We start from the raw sequence: 26,872 nt of genomic DNA, 5'->3' as shown, positions 1-26,872 counted from the left end.
AAGCACGCCATGAATCGGATCACCCGTACCCCTGTCCCCATGCCCGCAGCCCAGTTGCCGGCCGACGCCAAGCACCCGCTGCACACCCCGGCCGAACTGGTCGGCAACACCCCGGTGCTGTGGATCGGCGAGCCGTTCACCGCCGCCGGCCGCGGCTTCTGGGCCAAGCTCGAAGGCCACAACCCCGGAGGCATCAAGGACCGCACCGCCCTGCACATGGTGCACGCCGCCCGCGAACGCGGCCGGCTGCTGCCCGGTGCCCGCATCATCGAGTCCACCTCCGGCACCCTGGGGCTCGGTCTCACCCTGGCCGGGGTGTCCTACGGCCACCCGGTCACCGTCGTCTCCGACCCCGGCATGGAACCGCTGATGACCGGGCTGCTCACGGCGTACGGGGCAGAGGTCGACCTCGTCACCGGCCCGCACGCGCAAGGCGGCTGGCAGGCGGCCCGTCGGCAGCGCGTCGAGGCCCTGCTTGCCGCGCACCCGGCCTCCTGGTGCCCGGACCAGTACAACAACCCCGACAACGTGGCCGCCTATGCCCCGCTCGCCCGCGAACTGGTCACGCAGCTGGGCTGTGTCGACACTCTGGTCGTCTCGGTCGGCACGGGCGGGCACTCCGCCGGCATCGCCTCCGTGCTGCGCGGCGTCTTCCCCCGGTTGCGGGTCGTCGGCGTGGACACCACCGGCTCGACGATCTTCGGCCAGCCCGCCGGCCCCCGCCTCATGCGCGGCCTAGGCTCCAGCATCTACCCCCGCAACGTCGCCTATGACCTCTTCGACGAGGTGCACTGGGTCGCCGCTCCCGAGGCGGTGTGGGCGGCCCGTCGCCTGGCCCGCGACCACTACGCCACCGGCGGCTGGAGCGTCGGCGCCGTTGCACTCGTCGCCCGCTGGCTGGCCCGCACCCTGCCTCCGGAGGACCGGATCGTCGCCGTCTTCCCCGACGGTCCGCAACGCTACGTCGGCACCGTCTTCGACGACGCCTACTGCCGTCGGCACCAACTGCTCGGCCGTCTGCCCGCCGACCACCCCGACAAGATCGCCCACTGCGGCGAGCGCACGGTGAGCCGATGGACCCGCTGCACCCACATCACCGACCCGCTCGCTCCCGGCGCGCACGAGCTCACCGAGGCCGCCCGATGAAGAATCTGTGGCAGCAGACCCGCTCCTTCCCGCCCGTCGTACGGCTACTGATGGCCAACCAGTTCGCCATCAACCTCGCCTTCTACATGCTCATGCCCTACCTCGCCGCCCATCTCGCGGACGGGCTGGGGCTGGCCGCCTGGGCCGTCGGCCTGGTCCTGGGTGTGCGCAACTTCTCCCAGCAGGGCATGTTCCTCATCGGCGGCACGATCGCGGACCGCCTCGGCTACAAAATCCCGATCATGGCCGGGTGCCTGCTGCGCACCGTCGGCTTCGGCCTCCTCGGCTGGGTCGACAACCTGCCCGCCCTGATCGCCGCCTCGGCCGCCACCGGATTCGCCGGGGCCCTGTTCAACCCGGCCGTCCGTGCCTACCTCGCCGTCGAGGCCGACGAGCGCCGCGTGGACGCCTTCGCCGCGTTCAACGTCTTCTACCAGGCCGGCATGCTGCTCGGCCCGCTGCTCGGGCTCACCCTGTTGACGGTGGACTTCCGCCTGGTGTGCACCATCTCGGCCGCGCTGTTCGCCGGGCTCACCTTGCTGCAGTGGCGGGCCCTGCCCGCACGGCACGCCGACACGACCGACGACAGCCGGGAAAGCGTCCGGGCGCAGTGGCGCACGGTGGTGGCCAACCGGCCCTTCGTCCTCTTCTCCGCCGCGATGATCGGCTCCTACGTGCTGACCTTCCAGGTCTACCTCGCCGTGCCGCTCGCCGCGACGGACGCACTCGGGGCCGAGGGCACAACGGCCACCAGCGTCCTGTTCGTCGTGTCCGCTGCCGTCGCCGTCTCCGGTCAGCTGCGCCTGACCGGCTGGGCCAAGCAGCGGTGGAGCCCTCAACAGGCGCTGGTACGTGGGCTGGCCGCGATGGGCCTGGCCTTCCTGCCGCTCGCCCTCGCCCCGCGCAGCTCCGCCGGCGCGGTGCTCGCCGGCCTGGTGGTGGCGGTCGTGCTGCTGGCAGCCGGTGCCGCGGTTGTCTACCCGTTCGAGATGGACACGGTGGTCACCCTGTCCGGCAACCGCCTCGTCGCCACCCACTACGGCCTCTACAACACCGTCTCCGGCCTGGGCATCACCGTTGGCAACCTGGTCACCGGCGCCCTGTGGGACTTCGCCCGACGGCACGACGCGCTCTGGCTGCCTTGGACGGCCCTGACCCTCACCGGGCTGGCGTGCGCGGCGTCGGTCGCAGTCCTGGCCCGTGCCGGACGACTCACTGCCCCCGCCTCACCACCCCTACCGGCTTAGCCTCCGGTCGACAGCACGCCGCCCGCATTGTCGCGGGCACCGGTGCCGGCGCGGGTGCGGACGCGGGTGGCTGCAGTCGCCGTACGGCGGTCCGGGGCCGGCCCGCTTCCGTACGGTGCCGGGCGTGGTGCCGACCGACGGGCCGGGGCCGGCGTGCGCAGGGGCGGTAGCTGCGTCCGGATGCGTCGGAGTTCACGTCAGAGGCGGACCGAGGCCGGGCCGGTGAGCGGCCGGCATCGGCCATGCGCGGGTGGGGGCGTGGTCGACCTTGAGCTTGTGCAGCCGAGTGGCGAGCAGGTGGCTCGCTGCCCGGGCCGAGCCTTGGCGGTCCGTCACCGGATGTGGGCCGTCCGGGATGGACATGGTGAGGTGAAAGGTCGACAAGGCCTTGTCCGTCCCGGTCTTGGTCCGGTCCCCGGACGGTGCGCGGGAGAGGACCAGTACCGTTGGCTCCCGGTTCTCCGCGATGGCGGCGACGAGGCGGGGGTGGCCGTCCAGGATCACGTAGCAGTTGAGCCCGCTGAACCACCGGAGCAGGGCGGGCGGCAGGATGCCCCCGGGAGCACGCGGCCCCTTGCGCTTCCCGGCTCCTGCCGGCGGGTAGGCAGCCGTATGCGGATGGCTGCAGGTCGGCTGCGGGCCTGCGAGCGGCATTGTCACTGGTGATTGCGATGATGGCCGTGACCGGCGTGAGCACGCCGGCATCACGACTCCGAGGTGGCTCGCATGGATACGTGGCAGGACCTGTCGGCACGGGTGGAGGAGCGGCTGAAGTCGGTGTCGTCCGGTGAGCGTCGCGTCTTCGCCGCCGGTGTCGCGGAACGGCTCATGAGCCGGCACGAGGCATTGCCCGAGGACGAGCAGGCGCAATTCACCCTGAGCCTGCGCCCCCTGCTGAATTCCGTGTGGGCGGGCGTTCTCGGTGACTCGACGGCCTTCCGGGCGGTCAACCGTGGTGTCGCCGAGTACATGCTCAGCGAGTACTGCCACAACGACGGTCAGGACGGCCCGGATGATGCAGACGAGTCCGCTGCGGCTGCGACGTTGTATGCCGCGCACGCCTACCTGTTCGGCTGCCATGATTTCGTTTCCTGGACCAGCGGCCGAGCGGTGGAGGCCGTTGAACAGCGTCTTGAGTACCTGGCCGAGACGGAAGAGGATGAGATCCCGGTCGACGCGGACGAGGCACTGGCCTCTGAGCTGCAACGTCAGCTTCGGGATCTCGATCTCATCGCGAACTTCTCGAAGGAGCTCCGCTACTCCGCCATGGGATTGCCCATCGATACGTCGATCCGACTCCGCGTGGAGCTACGGACGCCTCTCTCCGGCCAGGAGTGAGGATCCGAGGGGAAGCGACTTTCTGGCAGTTGGTCGATCTTGAAATCCTGAGCGCCCCGGTCCGTCAACCGGTCGGCGCGGTGTCGTTGGTCGTGATGTTGTTGTCGTCCGGGCCGGGGGCGGGATTGTGGTCTCGGTCGAGCGGACCGCGCATCCGCGCTTCAAGCGGCTGATCACCGCGCAGGGGCTGCGCCTGTGCTTCGCGCCGACCGTGATGAGCTCCAGTGGGCGACCGATGGGGACACCGTGGTCGGCCGACCGCCGTCACACGTGTTGTGCGCCGTCCGCACGAGTACGCAATCGCTGCCGGCCGCGTCACAGGCTCCCCGCACACCCCCACCGACCGCCGGAAGGGTCGGGTCACCGGCTCGCGCTGTCCGCACAGGCGCTGCGGGCCGCGACGGCGCGGACTACGGACGACACGTCCGCGCGGTTCGTGGGCCGGGTGTCGAAGGAGTTGTGGATGGAGAAGCCCTCCACAAGTACGTCGAGCGCTCGCGCCGTCAAGGGGTCGAAGTGCCGGGCCAGGGATTTCCGGCTGGCCTGCATCCAGGAGCGCACCACCTCACGCAGTTCCGGATGGCGGGTGGCGAACGCGTACAGCTCGTAGCTGAGCAGCAGGTTGCGGTCCGTGCCCCACACCTTGCCGCAGATGATCTCGACAACCGCGGCTTCGGCCTCCTCGGGGGTGCGCGCCGCCTCAAGCAGGGCTCCGTAGCGTGTGGAGACGGACTCGGCGAGCCGGGTGAACGCCGCAGTGAGCAGGTGCTGCATGTCGTCGAAGTAGTAGGTGAGCGAGCCGAGCGGCACGCCTGCCGCTTCCGCGATCTTGCGGTAGGTCACTTTGATGGCGCCGTGCTCAGCCACCACGTCGAGGGCAGCATCGAGGATGCGCTCGCGCCGGTGGGGATCGTTGGGGCCGCGTGTGCTGCCTGTCATCGGTCTCGTCCGCCTTCTTTTCCCGACCATCAAGTGTGTACATTTGTGCATACTCAGGTGCCTGGCCTTGCTGCCTGCCCGAGCATTCTTCCGGACCCAGTGGAGTCACCTCTTGATAGACCGCGCCGTGCGCCGACGTCGCCAGGCCCTGTTCCTCTTTTTCTTCCTTCCCGGCATCGCCATGTCCTCCTGGGTCACCCGCACCCCGGACGTCCGCGACCAGCTGGGCGTGTCCACCGGCGAGATGGGAATGATCCTGTTCGGCCTGTCCGTTGGATCCATGGCCGGCATCCTGTGTTCCGGCCGCCTCGTGTCACGGTTCGGCACCCGTCCCGTGATCGCACTCGGCACTGGTCTGATCATCGCGAGCATGGCCGTCATCGGAGCCGGCAGCTCCGTGCCCTCTGCACCGATGGTCGCCGTCGGCCTGTGCCTGTTCGGGGCGGGCATGGGGGGCGGAGAGGTGGCCGTCAACGTGGACGGCGCCGACGTCGAACGCCTCACCGACACGACCGTTCTGCCCACATTGCACGGCTGTTTCAGCCTCGGCACCGTTGTCGGCGGACTGGCCGGCATGGCCGCCACCGCCACCGGCTTCCCTGTGACCTGGCACCTGGCCGCGGTCGCCGCGGTCTCCGCGGGGATCCTTGGCTACGCCCTGCGCGCCGTTCCCGCCGGTGTGGGAACCAGTGACGCTCCCCGTGCCTCGGGCACAACACAGCACACCGGTCCCTCCGTGTGGAAGGATCACAGGCTGCTGCTGATCGGCGGCGTGGTCCTGGCGATGGCCCTGGCAGAGGGCGCTGCCAATGACTGGCTGCCCCTGCTCATGGTGGACGGCCACGGTCTGGACGCCGCTCTCGGCTCACTCGTCTTCGTCGGATTCGCCGCCGCGATGACCCTGGGGCGCTTCAGCGGCACGTTCTTCCTCAACCGCTTCGGAAGAGCGGCCGTCGTGCGCGCCAGTGCCGTCTCCGGTGCCATCGGGCTCATGCTGGTCATCTTCTCCGACAGCACCGCCGTGGCCGCAGCAGCCGTCACGCTCTGGGGACTCGGGGCGGCACTGGGATTCCCGGTCGCCCTCTCCGCGGCGGGCGACTCGGGTCCCGACCGGACCGCACGCGTGAGCCTGGTGGCCACCATTGGCTACGTCGCGTTCTTGGTGGGGCCACCCGCCCTCGGCTTCCTCGGCGACCACTACGGACTGCGCTCTGCCATGACGGTGGTCCTGGTATTCGTCGTCGCCGCCATCGGCATCGCACCCGCCGTCGGTGCCCGTCCCTCCTCCACCGCTCGCAACGACACCGCCCGCGACACGCACACCTTCACACCAGACGCCAAGAGCTCAACCACCCACCAGATCCCGGTAGATAGCACCGAACCACCTGCACGTCAATAGGGGGCGACGCCGAGGAACGGCTCCGCCGCCCGTACGCGGGCATCGACGTCTCCACGACCTCCTTGTTCAGCGGTATGCGTGGAGTGCGGCCCTCCGGGGGCTGTCCCGCTCGATGCCAAGGGCGGTTCGGCGCGGGCGACGAGCGCCTTGAGGCTCTACTCCCTCAGCACGCGCTGGGGGGGTAGGACAGCAGGTCTTGGCACAAGCGGGTGGGGCGGAACCACGGATGTGTGAGGGGCCCGCCTTCCACTTGAACGGCGAGCCGATGGACATCACCGGCTCCATCGGGCGGGCCCGGTCACGACGGCACCGCCCGCGTCTCGGCGCGTCTGCCGCTTCATCGGATCCGGGCGGGGTATTCGCTGACTCATGTCCACTACGAGCAGCAGTACCTCCCGTCCCTTCTCCACCTCATATTCCGTGCCCTTTGCCGTCCCCGCCCGGTTGCGCGCCCTGCTCCACAGCCGTGACCTCGCTCTGTTCCGCAGCGTCGCCGGGCGGCGCTGGCCGGGCGCCGATCAGGTGCTGCCCCGACTGAGCCGCAGCGCCGATCACGGACTTCTCTGGTTCGGCGCCGCGGCCGGTATGGCGGCACTGGGCAGCAGTGCCCGGGCGCGCCGGGCGGCGTTGCGCGGGGTCGCGTCGCTGGCGGTAGCCTCGGCCGCGATCAACACCGTCGGCAAGCGGGCGGTGCGCCGGGAGCGGCCGATACTGGACCTGGTTCCGGTGGTGCGGCAGCTCAAACGGCAGCCGTTCACTACGTCGTTCCCGTCCGGGCACGCGGCGTCCGCGGCCGCCTTCGCCACGGGTGTCGCCCTTGAGTCGAGGGGCTGGGGCGCGGTCGTCGCCCCGGTCGCGGTGGCCGTGGCCGCCTCCCGCGTCTACACGGGTGTGCACTATCCGGGCGATGTGCTGGCCGGTGCGGCACTCGGAATAGGGGCGGCGTTCGCCTTGCGCGGGGTGGTACCGACGCGGGGTCAGCTGCCCGCACCGGGCCGTCCGCCGGCGGCCGCCCCGCTGCTGGCGGACGGCAAGGACCTGGTCGTCGTGGTGAACCAGGAGTCCGGCACCGCCACCGCGACCGCATCGCTGGTGCGCGAGGCGCTGCCGCTGGCCGAGGTCGTGGAGTGCGCGCCCGACGAGCTGTCCGAGGCGCTGGCCGGGGCGGCGGACCAGGGCCGGGTGCTGGGCATCTGCGGGGGTGACGGCACGGTAAATCTGGCGGCGTCCGTCGCGGCGACGCACGGGATGCCGCTCGCCGTCTTTCCTGGCGGAACGCTCAATCACTTCGCGTACGATCTGGGCATCGAGACGGTACAGGACACGGCGGCCGCGCTCACCTCGGGGAGCGCGGTCCGGGTGGATCTGGGCCGGTTCCGGCCCGGTCCCGACGGGCCGGGCGGGGCGGACGGCTACTTCATCAATGCGTTCAGCCTGGGGGTCTATCCGGAGCTCGTGCGGACCCGGGAGCGCTGGGCGCCCCGCATCGGCGGCTGGCCCGCCGGGGTCCTCGCTGCGTTCGAGGTACTGCGTGGCCGACGCCCGCTGGTGGCCGAACTACAGGGAAAGCGCCGGCCGTTGTGGCTCCTGTTCGTGGGCAACGGGCTCTTCCAGCGGGTGGGGCCCGCTCCCGGACGGCGGCACAACCTGGCGGACGGCCTGCTGGACGTAAGGGCGGTCCACGGCGGCCGGACTCCAGGGCTGCGGCTGCTGGCAGCAGCGGTGGCCGGCCCGCTGACCCGCTCCCCCGTCCATGCCGCGGTACGCCGGCACCGCGTACGGATCGCCGGCCTGGCACCTGGGACCCCGTATGCGTACGACGGTGAAGTCTCCTGCTCAGGAACGGAATTGACGATCGACAAGCTGACAGAGGCGCTCACGGTCTACTGCCCCATGCCCCGGTGACAGTGAGAGACCGGGGTGGCGGACCAGAAATCCTCGTCGCGGGGTTCCCCGCAGAGGCCGTCAGACGGCCCAGTATTGAGGACGGCGGCGCGGGGAGCCGGGCCGCCGTCCTGAGCGGCGACCACCAGATGACGCAGCAACGGACCGCGTGGCCTCAGCCCAGCGCACTGCCCGGGCCCGGGCATCAGTCACCACACGATTCGTACGCACCTGCGCGCGGCTGGGGCCGTCCGGCCTCGGCCGTCGCACCGTCGGCACCGGGACCCGCGACGTCGTCCACGCACTCCACATCACCAACACCTGGAACTTCTGAGCACCGTGCATGGTGTTCGCGTAACGTCCGCGCACGTGGCCACGGAGCCTTGAAGCCACGGAGTCCCGTCAGGCAACCAGGCCCTGGCGATACGCGTAGACGACTGCCTGGACGCGGTCGCGGAGGCCCAGCTTTGCGAGTGTGCGGGACACGAAGGTCTTTTTTTTCAAGTCCTCGGCCGAGGTCCGGCGGCGACGACACGAACGCCACGGAATCAGCGGCCCATTCGGCGCTGCTCGTCGAACCGACGCAGTGCCCGTACCAGCCGCCACATTCCGGCCGTCGCCGCGAGCAGTGCACCCCCCACCAACACGCCCTTCTTCGCTGAACCAGACATGCCGAAGGCCAGTGCGGGAATCAGAGTGACAGCGAAGACCGCAACAGCCAGCGCGATGGCGGTCACCAGGGCAAAAACGATCTCCACCGTCATTGCGTCCTTTTCCCACCGCGACTCACGCCCCATGTCCATGCTGCAAGTCTCACATCACGGTCAAGCCATGGCGTCCGGGCCGGACAGTCCGACGCAGTTACCCACTGAGCCGTTGCGTACCTACTGCGCGCCCGTCGTGATCTCCGTCTCCCCGGCCCCGCCCGCACCCCCGCCCCGTCGATCAACAGCTTCCGCGATTTGTCGGGGCCGCGCGCACTTCCCGGCGGTCGGCGCCCCGCAACCGCCGGGACCTGTCCGGGCCCACGGAACCGCGGCAGGTCCGACGGCGTCGGCGCGTACCGGCGGCCGTCACGCCGACGACTTCACCTCCTCGGCAGGAGCCGTGTCCTTGAGAGCCAAGGCGCTGGGCCACCAGGCCCGGGCACCGACGTCGAGCACCAGCGCCGGAACGAGGAGCGACCGGACCACGAGGGTGTCGAGCAGGACACCGAAGGCCACGATGAAGGCGATCTGCACGAGGAAGGCCAAGGGGATCACCATCAGCGCCGCGAAGGTGGCGGCGAGCACCACACCGGCCGAGGTGATCACTCCCCCTGTCGTGGTCAGACCGCGCAGCACTCCTTGCCGGTTGCCGTGCGCCAGAGCCTCCTCCCGTACCCGGGACATCAGGAAGATGTTGTAGTCCACGCCGAGTGCCACCAGGAACACGAATCCGTACAGCGGCACGGAAGCGTCCGTCCCGCTGAAGCCGAGAAGGTGTTCGAAGACGAGGGTCGACACCCCCAGCGTCGCCAGGAAGTTCAGCGCGACCGTCGCTACGAGCAGGACCGGGACGAGCAGTGAGCGCAGCAGGAGAACCAGGATGAGCAGGATGATGCCGAGTACGACGGGCACGATGAGCGTCCGGTCCCGGGCGGCCGTCTGCTGGGTGTCGTACTGCTGTGCCGTGTATCCGCCGACCAGCGCGTCGGCACCGGGCACCGCGTGCAGATCCGCGCGGAGCCGCGCCACGGTTTCCTTGGCGGCATCGCTGTCCGCCGCGGCTTCAAGGGTGGCGTCGATGCGTACCCGCCCGTCGACGACCAGCGGCTCGTCGGTCCCCGGGCGTCCGGACGCGGAGACCGCGCCGGCCGATGCCACTCCCCTGGTCTTTCTCGCCGCCGCCGTCACCTGAGTGATGTGGCCGGCGTCGGCGATGATGACGGCGGGGTTGCCGGAGCCGCCGGGGAAGTGCTCCCCGAGCGTCTTCTGGGCGGAGACCGAGGGCGCCTCGTTGACGAAGATCTCGTTGAGGGGAACACCCTTGGCCGACAGAGAAGGTGAGAAGGCCGCGAAGACGCCGAGCACGATCGCGGTCATCACCCAGATGCGGCGCGGCCGGGCGTCGACGACGGCCGCCACACGACGCCACACTCCTTGTCCCTTGCCCGACGAGTCCGACGCCTTCGGCCGGGAGGGCCAGTACGCGGTCCTGCCCAGCAGCGCCAGCGCGGCAGGCAGGAAGGTCAGGCTGGAGAGGGCCGCGCACACGATCCCGATGGCTCCGACCGGTCCGAGCGCCCGGTTGTTCGTGAGGTCGCTCGCGAGCAGGGCCAGCAGCGCGAGGGCCACGGTGGCCGCGCTCGCGGTGATCGCGCCGAACGACCGCCGAACGGCGGCCAGTGCGGCCGATGCCCGATCCTCCCGCAGGGCGAGTTCCTCGCGGAACCGCGCGGCCAGCAGCAGCGCGTAGTCCGTCGCGGCGCCGATGACGAGAATCGAGAGAATCCCCTGTACCTGACCGTCCACCCGGACCACGTCGTGGTCGGCGAGGAAATAGACGATCCCGCATGCGAGCCCCAGCGCGAAGACGGACCCGAGAATGATCAGGAACGGCAGCAGGACGCTCCGGTAGACCAGCAACAGGATCAGCAGCACGGCGGCAAGTGCCACGCCGAGCAGCAGACCGTCGATGCCTGAGAAGGCGTCCGAAAGATCGGCTTGGCTCGCCGCCGGTCCCGCGATCTGCGCCGTGACGCCCGGGACGCTTCGAGCGGCTTCGCCCACCTCGTTCAGGACGTCGGGCAGTGAGTCGCCGAGTCCGGGATCCAACTGGACGACAGCCTGCAGTGCCCGCCCGTCCTCGGAGGGAAGGGCCGGTGACGGGGTCCCGACCACTCCACGCCCCTTGGCGATCCCCTCTGTCGCGCGGGTGGCCGCGGACCGCTGTGCGTCGGTGATCCGGTCACCGTTCGCCGTCCACACGACGATCGCGGGAAGCGTTTCTGACTGGTCGAACGCCTCGCGGGCCCTGAGCACCTTGGTGGACTCCGCGCTCTGCGGAAGGAACGCGGCCTGGTCGTTGGTGGCCACCTCACCGAGCTTGCCCGCATACGGTCCGAGCGTGCCCCCGACTCCCAGCCAAACGACGAGCAGTGCGAGCGGAACGAGCCACCGGACCCAGCGCGGTGTGGTTCTCATGGGTAACCCTAAGCTTCGTGGTCAGATATGTCGACGACAAAGTATCTCAATGATTGAGAGACCTTATACTTGAGTCATGCACGGGAACCGCAACCCCACACCGCACCCTCTCCCCGCGAACGACCCCACGGGGCTTCAGTCCTTCGCGGTTCTCCTTCGGCGCATGAACAGCCAGTTCAACCGCATCTCCCACGAGTTCGCCCAGTCCCAGGGGCTGCACCTCACCGACATGCAAGCACTCATCGCGCTGCTCGACGCCGACCCCGACGAGGGGCCCATGACTCCCGGGCGGCTGCGCCGGCAGCTCGATCTCACCTCCGGCGCGGTGACCGCATGCATCGACCGGCTGGAGAAGGCAGGGCACATCCGGCGCGTTCGTGCCGCGGACGACCGCCGCGTCGTGCATCTTTACTACGAGGAGGCGGCAAAGAGCATCGCCCGGGACTACTTCCAGCCTTTGGCCCGCGGCACCGAAGCCGCCCGTACGTGCTTCCGCCCCGACGAACTGATGGTGGTCGTACGCTTCCTCACCGAGCTGAACCGTGAACTGACCATGCTGAGCAGCAGTTCCCCTCAGCCGTGATCACCCATCGGGCCGGGGACGCCGAAGGCAGGTACGGCGTGGGCTGACGCCAGGACAAGTGCCCGGAAGCCCACCGGGTCACCCGCGAGCCCCCAACGCGGCAGCCGGGTTCCAGCCGAGCGCGCTCACCGCCGCACACGGGGCGGGGTTGCGGTGTCGCAGTGGGGCTTCGCCATAGAGGGCCGGGCCGCCGCTCCGGGGCCCCTGACCGGCTGCACGGGCTGGGGCATCGCGACAGCCGTCGGTCCGACAGCCGTACTCACCGCATCTCCCCCGGCGTACGACACGCTCCGCTTCCTGAGTGCCGCCTGCCTCGCCTTCCTGGGAGCCACCGCCCTGCGGCACTCAAGAAGGCCGTCCGGCCCCGGACCGTCCGGACGGACCACCACCCCGGCGGGCCGCGCTGCGGCATTCCGCACGGGACGGGGACGTGGGTGTCCCTCGCCCCCGACCGGGCTGCATGGCCTGAACCGGCCTTTCTGCTCGGTCCGTTGACTGTGATCCGTGATGGGACTGGGAGAATGATCAACTGTGCTTCGCCACGGTCGTGACGACGGATTTCACGGCCTGTCCGGAGGTCGTGGGAGAAGGGGAGGTCACGGAGATGAGAGACAGGTTGCGGACCCGGTTCCGGTATTGGTTCGACGGCACCATGGACCGGGGGACGCCGGCCCTGATCAGTTGGTTGGCTCTCTCGTCGGTCGTGCTCATCGCGCTGACCTCGACCCTGGTCGTCCTGTTCACAGATACCGACGCCGAGGGCAACGGCGGCTGGCTGGGTGTCGCGTGGATGAGCCTCCTGCGGACCCTCGATGCCGGCACCATGGGCGGAGACACCGGCGGCCCGGTGTTTCTCGGTCTGATGCTGGCGGTGACGCTCGGCGGCATCTTCATCGTCAGCGCCCTCATCGGTGTCCTGACCACCGGTCTGAACCAGAAGCTCCAGGAGCTGCGCAAGGGCCGGTCACGGCTCATCGAGCGCGGGCACACCATCGTTCTCGGCTGGTCGGACCAGGTCTTCACCGTGGTCTCCGAGCTCGTCGAGGCGAATCAGAGCGAACGCCGCTCATGCGTGGTGGTCCTCGCGGATCGGGACAAGATTTCCATGGAGGACGCGATCCGGGCACGCATCCCCGACACCGGCAGCACACGCGTCATCTGCCGCTCCGGAAACCCTCTCGTGCGGGCGGACCTGGAACTGGTCGGCCCGGACACGGCCAAGTCGATCATGGTGCTGCCGCCCGAGGGCATCGACCGGGACATCGACGTCATCAAGGCCCTCCTCCTGCTGCACAGCCGGCCGTGGACCGGGAGCCGCCCACAGATCGTCGCCGCCGTCCACGACTCGGAGAACCTGGCAGCGGCCCAACTGGCCGCCGGTGGCAGTGCCCTGGTGATCGACGCCGAGGACATCGCGGTCCGTCTCATCGCGCAGGCGCACCGGCAGACGGGCCTTTCGGCCGTGTTCAACGAGCTGCTGAGTTTCGTCGGCAACGAGTTCTACTTCCACGAGGAGCCCGCCCTGGTGGGCTCGACGTACGGGCTCGCCCTGAACGCCTTCGATCTCGGCGTCCCGGTCGGGCTGCGCATCGGCACCGGAGACGTGCTGGTCAATCCACCGATGGACACCGTCATCGGACCCGGGGACCAGATACTCGTCGTCGCCGAGGACGATCTGCTCATCCGGCTCTGTGAGACCCGCCCGGCGATCGTCGAGTCGGCGATCACATCGGCTCCGCCCCAGTTGCCCACGCTCGACCGGACCATCCTGATCGGCGAGAACTCCCGTACGGCGAAACTGGTCACGTTGCTGGACAGCTTCGTCCAACCCGGTTCGACGCTTGACATCGCCGCGCCACGACGGCCGGAGGCCGATCTGAGCGACACACTCGTCAACCTCACGGTGGGGTTCAAGGTGTGCGAGCCGACGCGGAGGTCCTCGCTGGAGGCCCTGGACCTCGGCGACTACCAGCACATCGTCGTGCTCTCGGACGACACCATCGCCCCCGGCCCCTCGGACGACCGGACCCTGGTGACCCTGCTCCACCTGCGGGACATCGAGGAGTCGCTCGGTGACCCGTACTCCATCGTCACGGAGATGAACGACGACGCCAACCGCGAGGTCGCCCAGGTCACCAAGGCCGACGACTTCATCGTGAGCACCAAGGTGATCAGTCTGCTGCTCACCCAGCTGACCGAGAACCGTCATCTGCACGCCGTGTTCACCGATCTGTTCAACCCGGAAGGCTCCGAGATCTACCTCAAGCCGGCGCCCGACTACGTGGTCCCCGGGACCGAGGCCAATTTCGCCACGGTGATCGAGGCCGCACGGCGGCGGGGGGAGACCGCCATCGGCTATCGGCTCGCCGAACACGACGAGGAGCCTCCCGGCTACGGCATCTTCCTCAACCCGCCCCGATCGGCCCCGCTCGTGTTCGGTTCGAGGGACACGGTCGTCGTCTTCGCCGAAGAGGAGGCTGCTGCCGTCAGCGACGACGGGCGCAGCCAGTAGCCGTGGCAGCCCAGTGACGGCGGTGACTCCCGAGGGCGCCAGTGACGGCGGCTGTCCGCGAGGGCGCCGCGGCGTCGGCGCTCGCGCGGGACTCCGCCGATGTCTGCGTGACGCCGGGCGGTTGTCACACCCGCCCTCGCGCGGCGCCGCACCGAGTGCTGCGGGCGGGTGCCTGTGCCAACGGGTCCTGAGTGGGCACCACTGAATTCCGAACGAGGAGCCGGCCGGTCACAGCATCCGCATCTCGGTCTCGGGGAGCTTCGCCCACCAGTGGTGGTAGCGGCTGTAGACCTCTGCCTCGCGGTCGTCGAGAAACGCCCTCATGGACTGGGCCTCCGCGGCGAGTCCGCGCCAGGCAGCGGGTGACAGGGAATGGAATGCAGCGGCCTCGATCCCGCCGTCCACCGGGCGCCACACACCAGCTACGTAGCCGTCCACCAGCAGGGTCGGCAGCACGTCTCCGTTCCTGCGGATCACCAGGGGGCGATAGGCCGGGGGTATCACCCGGCTGCGGTCGGCGTGGGCCAGCAGAATGCTGTCCCACATCGCCATGAGCCGGGGCGGCGCGGGAGTGTCCGCGGGCGGCCGGGGGGCTGCCGGGAGGTCGAACAGCGTTCCGCCGTCCGGGCCTTGGAGCTGCTCGACGGCTCCGTCCAGAGCGCGCAGCGCATCGCGGACCGGTGCCCGCTGCACCATGGCGAACTGCGCCACATCCGCCACCGACGCGGGCCCGAAGCCCGCCAGGTAGCGGATGATCAGGGTCCGCAGCGCGAGTGGATCCACTGCCCGCCCTGACGGGACGGGTCCGGTCCCGGCCTCGACGAAGGACGGCCGCAGGCCGAACGACCACGGGGTGTCCGTCGGCGCATGGTGCAGCGGCGCGTAGGCCTTCAGCCCCCACCATGCCCCGTCCCTCTTCTCGGCGCCGAGCCGCTGCTCGGCCCATGCCCGCATCTCCGCCGATGTCCGCGGTCGGCGGGCGAAGGCCAGCAGTTCTGGCACCAGCTCGTCGGCGTCCGCCGGGGTCAGCCCCACGTCTGCGAAGCGGGAACCGAGCCGGGACGCGTACAGGGTGGGCTGCATCGCCGCGCGCAGGACCGGATAGTCCTCGGCATGCACGGCGTGCAGAGTGATCCGCATCAGGGTCGCCTTGACCACCTCACGCTCCTCGAAGGCGGCATCGAGTTCGGCCGGAGCGAAGGCGCTGACCCGGTTCCACAGCGCGAGGTAAGGCGAGGCCGGATGCTGCGCCTGCAATGCCACCACGCGCCGCACCGCGTCGGGGACGGTCAGCTGCTCACGCTCCAGCAGTAGCTGACGGCTGAGGGCTGCCCTGTTGAGTTCGCGCGCAGTGATCACAACGGCGCAGGATACCGCCCATGCCCCATGCCCCATGCCCCATGCCCCATGCCCTGTCCGCCTGGGTCGGTGGACCGGGTCATTGCCGAGGCAGGGGGTGTGGAGGAACGTCTTCGCCTGCTGTCCGGCTTCACTCCTCGTCGGGGTCGAGGACGTGGCCCCTGAGCTCGATCGGGCCGGCGTCAGCCGAGGATGGTTCGCATTTTCTCGTGGAGGTAGTCGCCGGCTCGTACAGGGGTGTAGGGCCTGCGGCCGAGGGGTGCCGGCAGCGAGGTGATGCAGGTGTGGGGTGCGCAGGCGTGAAAGTACACCAGCGAGGTGAGTTCCTCCTGTGGGGCCTCTGCGGGCGGCGGCAGAACGCGGTGGCGGCCGGAGCGCCAGCGGTCTCCGCTCCAGCGGGCCATGAGGTCACCGATGTTGAGCGTGTAGGTGCCGGGCTCGTAGGGGGCGTCCTGCCAGCCGGCTGCGTCGTCGTGAATCTGCAGGCCACCCTTGCCGGGCTGCCGTTTCAGGAGGGTGATGAGGCCGAAATCGGTGTGTGGTCCGACGCGGAACTGGCCGGGGGCGGCGGTGCCGGTTTCGTCGGCTGCCGGGTACCAGTTGATCGTGAAGTCCCAGTGCGGGCGCGTGGTGTGGCGGGTGAAGAAGTCGGTCGGCCGGCGCAGCGCGGCCGCCATGACTTCGAGGAGCGTATCGGCCAGGGTACGCATCCGGTCGGTGTACGCGGTCACGAGCGGGCGCAGGGTGGGGATGTCTTCGGGCCAGTCGCGGGGCGTCTGCTGTGCGTTGCCGGGACGTGCGGAGGAATCGACACCGCACGACCAGACCTCCATCAGGTCCGGCGGGGTACGGGTGCCTTCGGACCGGGCGGTGGTCACTCGTTCCCTGCCGATCCAACCGCGTCGGTTCTGGTCGTAATACTGCTTCGCCGCCTGAGGCAGGTGGAAGAAGTCGTTCGCCGCGGCGCGCACTTGGCCGGGCAGATCCGGTGCGATGCCGTGTCCGGTCACCAGCAGGAAGCCGGTGGACTGCAGGGACCGGTCGACCTGAGCGGCGAGCAGTTCCTGGTCTGCGCGGTGATTCGATGTCCAGCGGCTCAGGTCGATGACGGGAATCGGTGCGGTGGCCATGGTGGTCCTCCTATGACGTCGGTGGTCGGGGCCGGGGTGTGAATGAGACGGCCGGGGTGTGAGTGAGGCGGAATTCGGTCGGTGGGGAGTGTGGCGACCCCTGCGTGAGTCGTGGCATGTACGCACCGTGCCTTGTGGCGCGCATCGCCTGCCGGGGGTGAAGACTGTCGCCGGGCTCACTCGATGTCGGCGGTGCCCGACCGGGTGCCGGTGATTTCGCCTGGGGCCGCCGGGCACTCTTCCCGGGGCTGTCGGGACAGCCACAGCACGAGGGCGGATCCGGCCAGGGCCACAAAACCGGCGGTGATCGCAAGGGTGTTGTGTCCGGTGGCGAACACGGCATGGAACGTGTGCTCCAGACCTGCGCGCTGTGTGGCCGGGGTGTGGGACAGGAGAGTGTCGGCGCCGCCGCCGGTGAGAGTCCGCGCGGTGAAGGCGGGATCGGTGACCTCACCGCGGAGGGACGTGGTCATGGTGGAGACGGTGAGGGCGCCGAAGACGGCCACTCCGAAGGCATAGCCGAGCTGTTCGAAGGTGCTGTAGGTGCCGCTGGCGGTACCCGCGTGCTCGGCCGGGACGGAGGTCAGCGCCAGCGCTGCGGCGACCTGGAAGATCAGACCCATGCCGACCCCGCTCAGCGCCAGACCCCCCACCAGGACGGGCCAGCCCGACTCGGGCCCCAGGAAGCCCTCGGCGCCGACCCCGAGACCGGCGAGAGCAAGCCCGAGGGCGGCGCCGCGGCGGGGAGAGGGTTTGATTCTCCGGCGACCGCCCAACACCGCCACCGAAGCGGCAGCCGCCGCGTGCGGGAGCACGACGAGACCGGCGGCGAGCGGTGAAAGGTGCTGCACGGACTGCAGCCACAGGGAGGTGTACGGCATGATGCCGTAGACGGCGCCCTCACCGATCGCGATCGTGAGCATCGCGGCGGTGAACGCGGGCCGGCGGAAGAGCGACAGGTCCAGCAGCGGGTGCCGGCGGCGCTGTTGCACGCGCAGGAAGGCGACGAACGCGCCCAGTGCTGCTCCCAGTGGCACCAGTGTCCCTGCCGACGCCCATCCTTGGACGTGTGCCTCGGTCAGGGCGTGGACGGACCCACCGGCACCGACCGCGAACAGCACCAGGCCGGGGACGTCCAGGCGCCGTGTGTCCCCTACGGGTGGTGCGGTGCGGGGGATGTAACGGAAGGTCATGGTCAGGGCGATCAGGGTGACGGGGACATTGACGTAGAAGATCCACCGCCAGTCCAGGGTCTGGGTGAGCAGGCCGCCCAGGATCGGCCCCAGGGCGGAAGCACTGGCGGCGACGGCCGCCCAGGTGCCGAAGGCCAGGGCCAGGCGGCGGCCCGAGTACATGGTGCTGATCAGGGACAACGTGGTCGTGAACATCGCCGCGGCCCCCAGTCCCTGCACGATGCGGGCGGCAATCAGCAAGGCCATGCCCGGCGACAGCGCACAGGCGACCGATGCCAGGGCGAAGACGACCAGTCCGCCCGCGTACATCCTGCGTCGGCCGTGAAGGTCGGCCAGCTTCCCGGCGCCCAGCAGGGCGGCCGCCACTGCGAGCGCGTAGCCGTCGGCGACCCATTGCAGCTGGGACAGTGACGAGCCCAGGGACTCCGACATCGCGGGCAGCGCCACCAGCACGATCGTCACGTCGACGAGCAGCATGAACGTGCCCAGACAGATCGCGGCCAACGGCCCCCAGATACGCATGAATTCCCAACTCCCACTCCGTTCGGACAACGACGTGGTCACCATCCGGCTTCGTCCCGCTCCGGCCCAAGCCGTACGCTTGAAAGCGGGATCATCAGGCGAAGAAGTGAGGTGTACCGGTGGATCACGACATCCTCGACGAACTCGACCAGCACCTGCTCCGCACCCTCCAGCTCGACGGCCGCGCACCTTTCAGCCGTATCGCACGAGACCGCGGTGTCTCCGAACGCACCGTTGCCCGCCGCTACCAACGACTGCGCACCCTCGGCCTGCGCGTCATCGGCCAGCCCGTCTCCTCACGTCTGGGCCTGACCCGGTGGCTGTTGCGCCTGCACTGCACCCCGGACGCCGCCGGAGCCATCGCCGAGGTCCTCGCCCGCCGTCCCGACACCAGCTGGGTCACCGTCGCCTCCGGCGGCACCGAGCTCTACTGCGCGCTCAACGCCCGTACAGCCGAGGAACGCAACACACTGCTGCTGGAGAAACTGCCCCGTACCCCCCGGGTGCTCTCCGTCAGCGCTCACTGCATGATGCGTATCTTCGTCGGTGCGACCAGCACCTGGCACGCCACCCGGTTCGAGCCGCAGGGCACCGCGGCAACGGTGGATTCCGGCGCGTCCGCCGCCCCGCTCAGCCTGGACGCAACCGACCGCATTCTCTTCACCGAGCTGGCCCGAGACGGCCGAGCAACGCTGCCCGAACTCGCCGCCGCCGCCCACCGCTCCCCCTCCAGCGTCCAACGCCACCTCGACCGCCTCCGCTGCGAGGGTGCCCTGAATCTCTCCGTGGACTTCGATCCGCAGCTCCTCGGCTACCACATGGCCACCCGGATCTGGCTGAACGTCACCCCCGCGCACCTGCGCATCGTGGGGGAGACTCTGGCCACCCACTCGCAGATCGCCTTCGCCGCAGCCATCACCGGCACGTCCAACCTGGTCGCCAGCGGCATCTTCCGCGACCCGGCCGACCTGTACGACTACATCGACCGGCGCATCGGCCGGCTCCCCGGCATCCAGGGCATCGAGACAGCGCCCACACTGCGGGAGGTCAAACGCCTTGCTCCTGCCATGACTTGAGCGTGGTTTCCCGGGCGAGTCCGCGGGCACCACCGCGGCGGGCCGCCTCGTCAGCGGGCGCGCGATTCTTGAGACGGGCGCAGACGGAGCGCTCGTCGTACCTCCGGTCCATCACCCCTCGTCGTACGGACCCACGACCAGTACGGGGCGGACCTCGCCGAAGCCCTCGATCAGCTCCTGCGCCGCGCCTGTACCGGACACGCCATCCGCCGAACAGCACCTGATCACCCGCGCCGACCCCGGCCGGACGCCCTGCTCGCACAGCGGACCGGACAGCCCGCAGTACCCGGACCGGCCTTCCGGCGGGACGGCTCCCGAACCAGCGGTGACGCAGGTGTGGCCGCTGGCCGGCACCGGGCTTCCGCTACGGCAGACGGCGGGTGAAGAAGGTTCCCACCCCGCGCCGAACCCGGGCGAGGGTCGCGTCCGGGTCGCCGGTACCGACGAGCGCGGAACGCGCCGCTGATGTCACTTGACCGGTGGTCTGGAGTTGCGGGACGAACGAGCCGTAGTCGGTGAACGCCCAGTGGTTCGCGTCGGCGAGCAGCGCGCGGCGGCCGGGCAGGCCTTCCCAGGAGGACTCGATCCGGTCGGCGCCCTCGAATCCGTCGGTGCGGAACAGCAGCAGCCCTCGCCCGAGAGCGGCCGGCGTGTCGTACAGATCGAGATAGCCCTCAAGGTTCGCCACCGCGCGGACCCGGGGGTCGCCGCAGGCCGCGTACACGACTGCGGTGCCGCCCGCGGAGTGTCCGTACATCCCGATCCGGCGGGTGTCCATGACCGGGGCGAGTTGCAGGCCGCCGAGCCGGTCGAGTACCAGCCGGAGGTCCGCGACGCGGGTGTGGATCATCGTTCGGAAGGTGGCCGGGTCCGGCGGTCCGATCAGGGCGGTCGTGCGCATCCCGGTCGGCAGCTCCACCTGGGAAGCGTCACCGGGATGGTCGACGAGGACGACCACCCGGCCGTGGCTCGCCAGGTCCTCGGCAAGGCTGGTGCCGAGTGTGCGGGAGTCGCCGCCGCCCGGTGAGTACACCAGGACCGGGCGCCGCCCCGGCAGCGGCGGAGCCGCCACGTATCCGTGGGTGAGCACCGCGCCCCAGTCCACCTGTCCCGGCTGCGGCAGCCCGGGGTGTACGCGCGGTGCGTACCCGGCAAACGTCGTGGCCTCGTTCGGGGTGAGTTGGGGCGCGCGGGAACGGCCGCGCACCGACCGGGCCGGGTACAGGACGGTGAGCATCAACTCCCTTACGCCGCCCACCCACGGGTCCGTGCGGTCAGGGTCGATCAGATGGACTGTCCGCATGCCCACGGGATGCGGACCCGTCGGCGCGGGCAGCCGGAGAAGGGGGCCGGCACCGATGGCGGACGTGGCCGTGGGCAGCAGCGCGGCGGCGCTCCCGAATAGAGTGCCTTTCAGAAGAGTGCGTCGAGAAGTCATACGAAGCATCCTTGAGTCGGGGCCCGTCGCGGCGCGAAGGCTCAGGCCCTGGCCGAAAGGCTTGACCAGGACGAGGAGTTGTGGGGGTGCTGCGCATCCGCTTCACCACACAGGACATCGCACGGATCTGCTTCGCGCCCCGCCCGGCGCCGCTCCAAGAGCTGCACGCCGCCCTGAGGACCGTTGTGACCCGGCAGGGCGGGCCGCTGTTCGCACCGTGGCGCGGCCGTGTCCTGCGCTCCCTCCCGGCCGCCGCCGCCCCGCTCGCCGACCTGGTTCCGGCGGGCCGCCCGCCGTCCTTCCTCGATGTCCTCGGCGACACCCTGGCCGACAGCTTCGAACAGATCCGCGCCATCAGCCCCGGCGTCGTCCGCTCGGAGCTGGAGCGGATCTACGAGGACGTACCCGCCCCTGCCTGGATCCGCGGCCTGCGCACGCACGACGACATGGCCTGGCGCACCCTGTACCGCGCGCAGCAGGCCGCGTACGAGACGGTTCTCGCCCCGGTCTGGTCCGTCGTACAGGAGCTGCATCGCGAGGAGTTCACCCGCTACGCACTCACCGTCGCCGAGCACGGTGTGGCCGCCGCACTGACCGGCCTGGCTCCTGGCAGCCGCCTCGACGGGGAAGTATGGGAATGGCCCGACGCGGCAGCCCGGGACGTCCGCCTCGACGGGCGGGGCCTGGTGCTGCTGCCCACTTTCCATCACCCGGCGGGTCCCCTTCTTCAGGACTCCCCGGGGCGTCCCGCAGTCCTGACGTACCCGACCGGGTCGCCCGGGATTCCGCTCACCACGGGGCGCCCGGACGTATCCGCCGAGGCCCTGGCCGCAGTCCTGGGCCGCACCCGGCTCGACGCCCTGCGCCTCCTCGCCGAGCCACACACCACGACGTCCCTGGCCCGTGCTCTCGATGTCAGCAACGCGACGGCCTCGTCGCACGCGGCGGCACTCAGATCGGCAGGCATGACGACGACGACCCGCACCGGCCGCTCGGTCACCCACCGACGCACGGCCCTCGGCACACTCGTCGCGGGCGCCTGACCGCCGCGGTCCGAGCGCTCTGCCCTTTCGTGAGTGCTCGACAATCCGGAGAACGCCTCCTGGCCGCAGGACGCGAACACGCTTCTCTGCACTTCGAAGCGAGCGCTTCTCGGTCGCTGCATCGGCCGAGGGAAATGCGATTGCCGACCGTCAGACACGTTGACATGATTGCGAGCGTGATCACTGCTGAGACGCGGGACTGTCTGATCGTGACGGGAATGCCGGGGGCCGGGAAGTCGACGGTGACCAGACTCGTCACCAAGCACCTTCCGCGCTCCGCGCGGCTCGACGGCGACTTCATCAGCAGGCTGGTCGTCAACGGTCGCGTCTGGGCCCTTGGCGAGCCTGCCGACGAGGCGGCGCGCCAAGCGGAGCTGTGCAACCGCAATCTGTGCACACTGGCGAACAACTTCTCCGACGCCGGCTTCACGCCCGTGATCGACTGGGTGATCCCCGACCGCGCGCAGCTGGACTTCTTCGTCTCCCTCCTCCCGGCTCGGCAGGTCTTGTTCGTCGTTCTCGCACCGGGCATCGAGGCGTGCCGGTACCGCAACACCATCCGTGATCCACGGGAGCGGTTCGACTTCGACGGTTATGAGGATCTCGATGCCGGCATGAGGCGCGAGCTCGGCGATGTCGGGTGGTGGTTCGACACCGCGGCGCTCACTCCCGAGGAGACCGCCGATCGCATCGTCCGGGAAGCCCGCCGCCGCGCCCTGGTGAACTGACCGAAGTCGGCTCTCACCGTACTCGGCCCACTGCCGAAGGCGGTCGGCTTGCTTCTCCTCCTCGGTGATGTGCCGCAGGTTCTCCTTCAGAGCGGCGCCCTGCCCGACTCGACCTCGATCTCGGGCACAGCTGCGTGGCGCAGCGGGCCGCGCGGCCTGCTGATGCTCAGGAGTCAGCGGGTGCGTTGACCGGCACGGCGGTCTTGAAGTCGGTGAACGTGATCGTCGCTTCGATGTCGGGGTCGGACGCGAAGTGGATCTTCTGGCGTACGCGCACGACTCGGCCCTCGTTGTCGATCCATGCATCCGCGTCGATTGTGGTGGCGGGCCGCAGGTTGCGCCCGACGGTCCTGTCCACCGATTCGACGTCCTTCGGGGTGAGGCGGGCCGATACGCGCATGGGTTCCCTGTCCTGGTGCACGGAGGCCCTGTGTCCGAGCATGAGCCGCACGTACTGCGGGAGCCGGTCCGTGGGTATACCCCCTTTCGCCGCCGACGCAGGGAACTCCTGCCATGACCCATGGGTTCCGGTGGCCCGCCGGTACACCTTCTGCCGGGTGATCACGACGTCTTCGGTGTACTGCTCGGTTGTGTCCGTCGTGCGCCCGGTGAACGGTGCGTTGAGGTTGACCCGCCCCTCCATGAGCTGGAGTCGTCGGGGCCCCGACCGCGTGACGGCTCTGAGCTCGGCCGAGTACGGGACATCGGCGGCTGCGCCCAGCCGATCTCGGACTGCCTGCGGGCCGCTTTCCGGCGGTGCGGGCCGGATCGAGGAGCATGCGGAGAGCATCAGCCCCAAGAGCACCGGAGTCAGGGCTGCTTTCCGGCGATGAAACACAGATGGCTCCTCTGAGTGCTGAGCCCGAGCAGGAAACACTCCGGGCCGCAGGTGGATGGTGGGCTCATCCTGTCCGGCCCCGGAGATCGGGCGGGCTCAGGGGGATGCGGTGTGATCAAGAGAGTGTCGGACAGTTACGGAATTGCCTTCTTCATCCGCACAACCTTCCGGCCGGCATCCGCCGTCCTTGAAGCGCTTGTCCAACGGTTGACCTGCAATGGCGTTGCACCCAGCCGTCGTTGGTCATGGTGACGAGGCTCTGGTGGCGACCACGGGCTGGGACGGTCGCCCTCTCTTTTCGGGAAACCGCCGTCTGAGCCGTTGCGACAAACGGTCAGCTCCTCCTCGACCCGTCCCTTTCGCGACGGGCACCGGGACGGTCTGCTCCGTGTCGCCCCGGGCCCCGGTGCGGGCCGCTCGGAGGAGCGGGTGGGCGGGCCGCGATCCGGCAGCCCGGCCGACGCTCCTTTCACGGACCGCTCGCACCGAGGTTGCGCTGTCCCGTGGTGCTGCTCACCCGGCGGCGCAGCGAAGGCGCTCGATCATTGCGGGCACGTGGTCGTCCACGAAGTCCAGGACATCGCCTTGGGAGGTCGAGAGCGTCTGCCCCCCGTTCTCCAACAGCTTGATGTTGAAGTGCATGTACGTTGCCGGAGTGCTGTTCTTGCAGTTGATTTCGACGACGGCGCCGTCGTCTCCGACGACAGCGGCGCCAGGGACGACGAGGCCTCGCCTCTGCCCGTTCTTGAACTGCCGTGGCGCGGAAACCCAGCTCTCGGCGGGCAGGGGTTTGGCCTCGAAGACGATGTCATCGGTGAGGACCACCGACTCGTCCACCTTCACCTGGCAGAACAGACGGCTCCCCGAGGCGGACTGTTCGGCCTCGGCCACCTCCCCCTGCGGGAGCAGCGGCTCAAGCGCATCCTTCTCGATCGGCCGCCCGCAGAACTCCTCGGGCACAGCAGGCGTCTGAGCACCGCAGCCGGTCGCCGTCACCGACAGAATCACCGCTGCGGCTACAGCCGCAGCACCCCGCTTGAACAACTCGATCCCCCACGATCCTCGTTCGCCGCACCTGCGCGCCCGCCACAGAGTACGGCCCCGAGCGCCCTGGCACGGCACCGCTCCCAGGCAAGTCGGAGAGGCGGGTCCAGGGCCGGCGAGCGCAGAGGGCACAGGTCAGTTGTCGGCTGCGGCGACGGCGGTGCGTACACCGAGGGGCGTACGGGAGAGGCGGGCGCAGTGGCTCGCGGGCCCGGGCCGGACGTCCCCGTCAGCGGTCCCCGGATCCCGCAGGTCCGACCCTTGACGTGCGTTTGACGACCGCCCACCCGCCCGTAAGGTCCGCCCCGGTCCTACTTGCTGTGCACGATCTGGATCAGGTTGCCGCAGGTGTCGTCCAGCACTGCGGTGGTGACCGGTCCCATCTCCAGCGGGTCCTGGGTGAAGTGCACCCCGAGGCCGCGCAGCCGGTCGAACTCCGCGTTCACGTCGTCCACGGCGAACGACGCGGCGGGGATGCCGTCCTGGACGAGCGCCGTCTTGTACGGCTTCACCGCGGGATGGCCGTCGGGCTCCAGCAGCAGTTCGGTGCCGTCGGGGTCCTCCGGCGAGACCACGGTCAGCCACCGGTCCTTGCCCACCGGGACCTCGTGCTTCTTCACAAAGCCCAGCACGTCCGTGTAGAAGCGCAGGGCCTTGTCCTGGTCATCGACGAAGACGCTGGACAGGTGGATCCTCATGGGGTGCTCTCCGGGGTGTCGGTCCTGAGCCACCGGGTCACGATGCGCTCAAGGGGTTCGGTGTTCAGGTCGTGGAACTTGTAACGGCCCTGGCGCCGGGTACGGACCAGGCCCGCCGACTCCAGTACGGCCAGATGCTGGCTGATCGCCTGGCGGGACAGCCCCAGACCGTGCTTGGTCACCAGCCGTGTGCATATCTCGAACAGGGTCTGGCCGTCCCGTTCCATCAGCTCGTCAAGGATGCGCCGACGCGTCGGGTCGGCCAGCGCCTTGAAAACATCATCCGCCACGCCCCACACCATAGGCAAGCATCGACTTGCCTATCAATCGGGGGCCGCCCACACCTACCGTCCTCCGACCGGCAGCAGGACGATCAGCCGGGTACCCGGCCGGTTGTCCTCGATGTGAGTGCTGCCGTGGTGGTGTCGTCACTCGCCCGGTCTCGTGAACGGACGCCCGCTGGTCGACCGCCTTCGAGCCGGACATCAGCACTGCGCCCGCGCCGGTCAGGCCGACATCACGAGTGCAAGTTCAGTCACCTGGGGTGCAATCATCTTCCGGACCGGCCACGTCACTACGAAACGTCCGGCCGGTCACGGACGCGGGTAGTCCGGCATGATGCCGGGATGAGCATCATCGTCGAGTTCTTCGCTGCTCCGAATGACGCGTCAGCGGCCCGGGCTCTTCGGAGCGGGCCGCAACGCGCATTCGAGTCGCTCTCCTTCGGCAACTTCGATCCCGAAGAGGCTCTGGTCGAGTGGGAGTGCCTTCTCACCGGCGGCAGCTTCGAGGAACTCGTCGAAGCCGACGAGCCTCGCCCCGTCGCAGGCTCGGAGGACGACGGGTGCGTCGTCTTCGCGATCTCGCCTCGCCTTTCCTCCGCGCTCGCCGAGGCCGAACGGTCCGAGTTGAAGGACGTCGCTGTCGCATGGTCCTCGCAGCGGGCGGAGGACGGCGAGGTCATCGACACGGAGACCGCCGAAGTGATCCTGAGTGATCTGGCCGCTCTCGTCAGCGGCGCCCGGCGCCAGGGCCAGAACAGCTACTGCTGGGTTGCGTAGGACTTCACTTCCTGGCTCCGGCGGAACGCTGGTGAGCCCTGCGGACGGTGGAGTCCACCGACACAGTCCAGCCGATGTCGTCTGCCCTCTCAGCTGCTGCACCGCGCCAAGGATGCGTTCCCAGGTTCCGTCGACGACCTACCCGATCAGCCGTTCATGGGCGGTCTGGAACGAGCCGAGCTCGTCGGGCAGGTCTCGCCAGGGTGAGCCGGTTCGGTGCTTCCACCCGATGGCTTCCAAGGTGCGGCAGTGATCGGCCCATCGTCGACCGCGTACCGGATCGGCCGGCATCAGCGGCTCGATCCGGTCCCACATCGCATCAGTGATCACTAACCGGACGGACACATCCGTTCAACTGACCGACCATTCAAAGAGACACGCTCTAGTACTGCAACGGTGCTTGCCGTGACTGATGGCCAGGTCGGTCGTTGGTGTGGTTGTGGGTGGGGACCTTGCTGATGTCAGGTTGTGGGCGAGTGAACTGGAAGCTGTGCATGAGCGGTTCGTGC

General features: G+C 69.5%; 24 protein-coding genes and 2 pseudogenes. 12 read left to right on the top strand and 14 right to left on the bottom strand.

Features of this window, described 5'->3' with window-relative positions:
• Positions 1 to 9: 9 nt before the first annotated feature.
• Together AADR41_RS25955 and AADR41_RS25950 are read left to right on the top strand one after the other, a co-directional pair.
• The gene (locus AADR41_RS25955; RefSeq protein WP_446751109.1) at positions 10 to 1,146 is read left to right on the top strand and encodes a PLP-dependent cysteine synthase family protein; all 1,137 of its coding nucleotides are present in this window, start codon (positions 10 to 12) and stop codon (positions 1,144 to 1,146) included.
• The gene (locus AADR41_RS25950) at positions 1,143 to 2,393 is read left to right on the top strand and encodes an MFS transporter (RefSeq protein WP_342283812.1); all 1,251 of its coding nucleotides are present in this window, start codon (positions 1,143 to 1,145) and stop codon (positions 2,391 to 2,393) included. Before AADR41_RS25955 ends, AADR41_RS25950 begins: the two co-directional genes overlap by 4 nt.
• Positions 2,394 to 2,585: 192 nt before the next feature.
• On the opposite strand, the gene AADR41_RS25945 is transcribed toward AADR41_RS25950, so the two are convergent.
• Complete coding sequence (locus tag AADR41_RS25945) at positions 2,586 to 3,047, bottom strand: hypothetical protein (protein WP_342283811.1); 462 nt, start codon at positions 3,045 to 3,047, stop codon at positions 2,586 to 2,588.
• 72 nt (positions 3,048 to 3,119) lie between these two features.
• On the opposite strand from AADR41_RS25945, the gene AADR41_RS25940 reads away from it, so the two are divergent.
• Positions 3,120 to 3,731 carry a hypothetical protein gene (locus AADR41_RS25940; RefSeq protein WP_342283810.1) on the top strand — a complete coding sequence of 204 codons (612 nt, stop codon included), beginning with the start codon at positions 3,120 to 3,122 and terminating at the stop codon, positions 3,729 to 3,731.
• Between the two features lie 360 nt (positions 3,732 to 4,091).
• Here the strand turns inward: AADR41_RS25940 and AADR41_RS25935 are convergent, their stop codons facing one another.
• On the bottom strand, positions 4,092 to 4,670 hold the full coding sequence (locus AADR41_RS25935; protein WP_342283809.1) for a TetR/AcrR family transcriptional regulator: 579 nt from the start codon (positions 4,668 to 4,670) through the stop codon (positions 4,092 to 4,094).
• A 112-nt stretch (positions 4,671 to 4,782) separates the two neighbouring features.
• Between AADR41_RS25935 and AADR41_RS25930 the strand changes: the two genes are divergently transcribed.
• The 3 genes from AADR41_RS25930 (at position 4,783) to AADR41_RS25920 (ending at position 8,287) form a co-directional block, all read left to right on the top strand.
• Complete coding sequence (locus AADR41_RS25930) at positions 4,783 to 6,069, top strand: MFS transporter (RefSeq protein ID WP_446751108.1); 1,287 nt, start codon at positions 4,783 to 4,785, stop codon at positions 6,067 to 6,069.
• Positions 6,070 to 6,438: 369 nt separating this feature from the next.
• Positions 6,439 to 7,974, top strand: a complete 1,536-nt coding sequence (locus AADR41_RS25925; RefSeq protein ID WP_342283808.1) for a bifunctional phosphatase PAP2/diacylglycerol kinase family protein — start codon at positions 6,439 to 6,441, stop codon at positions 7,972 to 7,974.
• Between the two features lie 148 nt (positions 7,975 to 8,122).
• Positions 8,123 to 8,287 (top strand): hypothetical protein, encoded by a 165-nt coding sequence (locus AADR41_RS25920; protein WP_342283807.1) that lies wholly within the window; start codon positions 8,123 to 8,125, stop codon positions 8,285 to 8,287.
• 68 nt (positions 8,288 to 8,355) lie between these two features.
• Here AADR41_RS25920 and AADR41_RS25915 read toward each other — a convergent pair.
• The 3 genes and pseudogenes from AADR41_RS25915 to AADR41_RS25905 all read right to left on the bottom strand — a co-directional run.
• Positions 8,356 to 8,448, bottom strand: a pseudogene (locus AADR41_RS25915) (DNA-binding response regulator); the annotation flags it as partial.
• 53 nt (positions 8,449 to 8,501) lie between these two features.
• The gene (locus AADR41_RS25910) at positions 8,502 to 8,756 is read right to left on the bottom strand and encodes a DUF6332 family protein (RefSeq protein ID WP_342283806.1); all 255 of its coding nucleotides are present in this window, start codon (positions 8,754 to 8,756) and stop codon (positions 8,502 to 8,504) included.
• A gap of 270 nt (positions 8,757 to 9,026) precedes the next feature.
• Positions 9,027 to 11,138, bottom strand: coding sequence for an MMPL family transporter (locus tag AADR41_RS25905; RefSeq protein ID WP_342283805.1), 2,112 nt, complete (start codon positions 11,136 to 11,138; stop codon positions 9,027 to 9,029).
• Between the two features lie 76 nt (positions 11,139 to 11,214).
• Between AADR41_RS25905 and AADR41_RS25900 the strand changes: the two genes are divergently transcribed.
• Together AADR41_RS25900 and AADR41_RS25895 are read left to right on the top strand one after the other, a co-directional pair.
• The gene (locus AADR41_RS25900) at positions 11,215 to 11,721 is read left to right on the top strand and encodes a MarR family winged helix-turn-helix transcriptional regulator (protein ID WP_342283804.1); all 507 of its coding nucleotides are present in this window, start codon (positions 11,215 to 11,217) and stop codon (positions 11,719 to 11,721) included.
• A 604-nt stretch (positions 11,722 to 12,325) separates the two neighbouring features.
• Positions 12,326 to 14,233, top strand: a complete 1,908-nt coding sequence (locus AADR41_RS25895) for a CASTOR/POLLUX-related putative ion channel (RefSeq protein ID WP_342283803.1) — start codon at positions 12,326 to 12,328, stop codon at positions 14,231 to 14,233.
• 228 nt (positions 14,234 to 14,461) lie between these two features.
• On the opposite strand, the gene AADR41_RS25890 is transcribed toward AADR41_RS25895, so the two are convergent.
• The 3 genes from AADR41_RS25890 to AADR41_RS25880 all read right to left on the bottom strand — a co-directional run bounded on the left by AADR41_RS25890 (position 14,462) and on the right by AADR41_RS25880 (position 18,482).
• Positions 14,462 to 15,628: a winged helix DNA-binding domain-containing protein gene (locus AADR41_RS25890; protein ID WP_342283802.1), complete on the bottom strand. Its 1,167-nt coding sequence runs from the start codon at positions 15,626 to 15,628 to the stop codon at positions 14,462 to 14,464.
• Positions 15,629 to 15,774: 146 nt separating this feature from the next.
• Complete coding sequence (locus tag AADR41_RS25885) at positions 15,775 to 16,722, bottom strand: isopenicillin N synthase family dioxygenase (RefSeq protein ID WP_342283801.1); 948 nt, start codon at positions 16,720 to 16,722, stop codon at positions 15,775 to 15,777.
• A 176-nt stretch (positions 16,723 to 16,898) separates the two neighbouring features.
• Positions 16,899 to 18,482 (bottom strand): MFS transporter, encoded by a 1,584-nt coding sequence (locus AADR41_RS25880; RefSeq protein WP_446751107.1) that lies wholly within the window; start codon positions 18,480 to 18,482, stop codon positions 16,899 to 16,901.
• A gap of 74 nt (positions 18,483 to 18,556) precedes the next feature.
• Between AADR41_RS25880 and AADR41_RS25875 the strand changes: the two genes are divergently transcribed.
• Positions 18,557 to 19,513 carry an Lrp/AsnC family transcriptional regulator gene (locus AADR41_RS25875; protein ID WP_342283799.1) on the top strand — a complete coding sequence of 319 codons (957 nt, stop codon included), beginning with the start codon at positions 18,557 to 18,559 and terminating at the stop codon, positions 19,511 to 19,513.
• Between the two features lie 364 nt (positions 19,514 to 19,877).
• Here AADR41_RS25875 and AADR41_RS25870 read toward each other — a convergent pair whose 3' ends face one another.
• Entirely contained in the window at positions 19,878 to 20,951 is a 1,074-nt protein-coding gene (locus tag AADR41_RS25870) for an alpha/beta hydrolase family protein (protein WP_446751106.1), read from the bottom strand.
• Positions 20,952 to 21,037: 86 nt separating this feature from the next.
• Between AADR41_RS25870 and AADR41_RS25865 the strand changes: the two genes are divergently transcribed.
• Positions 21,038 to 21,994 carry an ArsR/SmtB family transcription factor gene (locus tag AADR41_RS25865; RefSeq protein WP_342283797.1) on the top strand — a complete coding sequence of 319 codons (957 nt, stop codon included), beginning with the start codon at positions 21,038 to 21,040 and terminating at the stop codon, positions 21,992 to 21,994.
• A 176-nt stretch (positions 21,995 to 22,170) separates the two neighbouring features.
• The gene (locus AADR41_RS25860; protein WP_342283796.1) at positions 22,171 to 22,722 is read left to right on the top strand and encodes an AAA family ATPase; all 552 of its coding nucleotides are present in this window, start codon (positions 22,171 to 22,173) and stop codon (positions 22,720 to 22,722) included.
• 166 nt (positions 22,723 to 22,888) lie between these two features.
• Here AADR41_RS25860 and AADR41_RS25855 read toward each other — a convergent pair whose 3' ends face one another.
• The 4 genes from AADR41_RS25855 to AADR41_RS25840 all read right to left on the bottom strand — a co-directional run bounded on the left by AADR41_RS25855 (position 22,889) and on the right by AADR41_RS25840 (position 25,592).
• Entirely contained in the window at positions 22,889 to 23,122 is a 234-nt protein-coding gene (locus tag AADR41_RS25855) for a hypothetical protein (RefSeq protein WP_342283795.1), read from the bottom strand.
• Positions 23,123 to 24,073: 951 nt separating this feature from the next.
• Complete coding sequence (locus AADR41_RS25850; protein WP_342283794.1) at positions 24,074 to 24,604, bottom strand: hypothetical protein; 531 nt, start codon at positions 24,602 to 24,604, stop codon at positions 24,074 to 24,076.
• Between the two features lie 311 nt (positions 24,605 to 24,915).
• Entirely contained in the window at positions 24,916 to 25,302 is a 387-nt protein-coding gene (locus tag AADR41_RS25845) for a VOC family protein (protein ID WP_342283793.1), read from the bottom strand.
• Positions 25,299 to 25,592: an ArsR/SmtB family transcription factor gene (locus AADR41_RS25840; protein ID WP_342283792.1), complete on the bottom strand. Its 294-nt coding sequence runs from the start codon at positions 25,590 to 25,592 to the stop codon at positions 25,299 to 25,301. The genes AADR41_RS25845 and AADR41_RS25840 overlap by 4 nt, the downstream gene beginning before the upstream one ends.
• Before the next feature lie 336 nt (positions 25,593 to 25,928).
• Between AADR41_RS25840 and AADR41_RS25835 the strand changes: the two genes are divergently transcribed.
• Positions 25,929 to 26,363: a hypothetical protein gene (locus AADR41_RS25835; protein WP_342283791.1), complete on the top strand. Its 435-nt coding sequence runs from the start codon at positions 25,929 to 25,931 to the stop codon at positions 26,361 to 26,363.
• Between the two features lie 7 nt (positions 26,364 to 26,370).
• Here the strand turns inward: AADR41_RS25835 and AADR41_RS25830 are convergent.
• Positions 26,371 to 26,708: pseudogene (locus tag AADR41_RS25830) on the bottom strand (transposase); the annotation flags it as partial.
• Positions 26,709 to 26,872: the final 164 nt, after the last annotated feature.

Origin of the sequence: Streptomyces sp. CLV115, assembly GCF_038448545.1 — a bacterium.
Classification (GTDB): domain Bacteria; phylum Actinomycetota; class Actinomycetes; order Streptomycetales; family Streptomycetaceae; genus Streptomyces; species Streptomyces sanglieri.
Note: the sequence above shows the minus strand (reverse complement) of the source record. Positions and strands in the feature narration are given on the sequence as shown.

Excerpts from the sequence above, each read along its gene's own strand:
- AADR41_RS25910 (WP_342283806.1), bottom strand. The coding sequence starts at position 8,756 with ATGGACATGGGGCGTGAGTCGCGGTGGGAAAAGGACGCAATGACGGTG.
- AADR41_RS25900 (WP_342283804.1), top strand. The coding sequence starts at position 11,215 with ATGCACGGGAACCGCAACCCCACACCGCACCCTCTCCCCGCGAACGAC.
- AADR41_RS25890 (WP_342283802.1), bottom strand. The coding sequence starts at position 15,628 with ATGGGGCATGGGGCATGGGCGGTATCCTGCGCCGTTGTGATCACTGCG.
- AADR41_RS25845 (WP_342283793.1), bottom strand. The coding sequence starts at position 25,302 with ATGAGGATCCACCTGTCCAGCGTCTTCGTCGATGACCAGGACAAGGCC.
- AADR41_RS25895 (WP_342283803.1), top strand. The coding sequence starts at position 12,326 with ATGAGAGACAGGTTGCGGACCCGGTTCCGGTATTGGTTCGACGGCACC.
- AADR41_RS25925 (WP_342283808.1), top strand. The coding sequence starts at position 6,439 with ATGTCCACTACGAGCAGCAGTACCTCCCGTCCCTTCTCCACCTCATAT.
- AADR41_RS25940 (WP_342283810.1), top strand. The coding sequence starts at position 3,120 with ATGGATACGTGGCAGGACCTGTCGGCACGGGTGGAGGAGCGGCTGAAG.
- AADR41_RS25870 (WP_446751106.1), bottom strand. The coding sequence starts at position 20,951 with ATGACTTCTCGACGCACTCTTCTGAAAGGCACTCTATTCGGGAGCGCC.
- AADR41_RS25880 (WP_446751107.1), bottom strand. The coding sequence starts at position 18,482 with ATGGTGACCACGTCGTTGTCCGAACGGAGTGGGAGTTGGGAATTCATG.
- AADR41_RS25885 (WP_342283801.1), bottom strand. The coding sequence starts at position 16,722 with ATGGCCACCGCACCGATTCCCGTCATCGACCTGAGCCGCTGGACATCG.
- AADR41_RS25855 (WP_342283795.1), bottom strand. The coding sequence starts at position 23,122 with ATGCGCGTATCGGCCCGCCTCACCCCGAAGGACGTCGAATCGGTGGAC.
- AADR41_RS25935 (WP_342283809.1), bottom strand. The coding sequence starts at position 4,670 with ATGACAGGCAGCACACGCGGCCCCAACGATCCCCACCGGCGCGAGCGC.
- AADR41_RS25945 (WP_342283811.1), bottom strand. The coding sequence starts at position 3,047 with ATGCCGCTCGCAGGCCCGCAGCCGACCTGCAGCCATCCGCATACGGCT.
- AADR41_RS25955 (WP_446751109.1), top strand. The coding sequence starts at position 10 with ATGAATCGGATCACCCGTACCCCTGTCCCCATGCCCGCAGCCCAGTTG.
- AADR41_RS25835 (WP_342283791.1), top strand. The coding sequence starts at position 25,929 with ATGAGCATCATCGTCGAGTTCTTCGCTGCTCCGAATGACGCGTCAGCG.
- AADR41_RS25950 (WP_342283812.1), top strand. The coding sequence starts at position 1,143 with ATGAAGAATCTGTGGCAGCAGACCCGCTCCTTCCCGCCCGTCGTACGG.
- AADR41_RS25905 (WP_342283805.1), bottom strand. The coding sequence starts at position 11,138 with ATGAGAACCACACCGCGCTGGGTCCGGTGGCTCGTTCCGCTCGCACTG.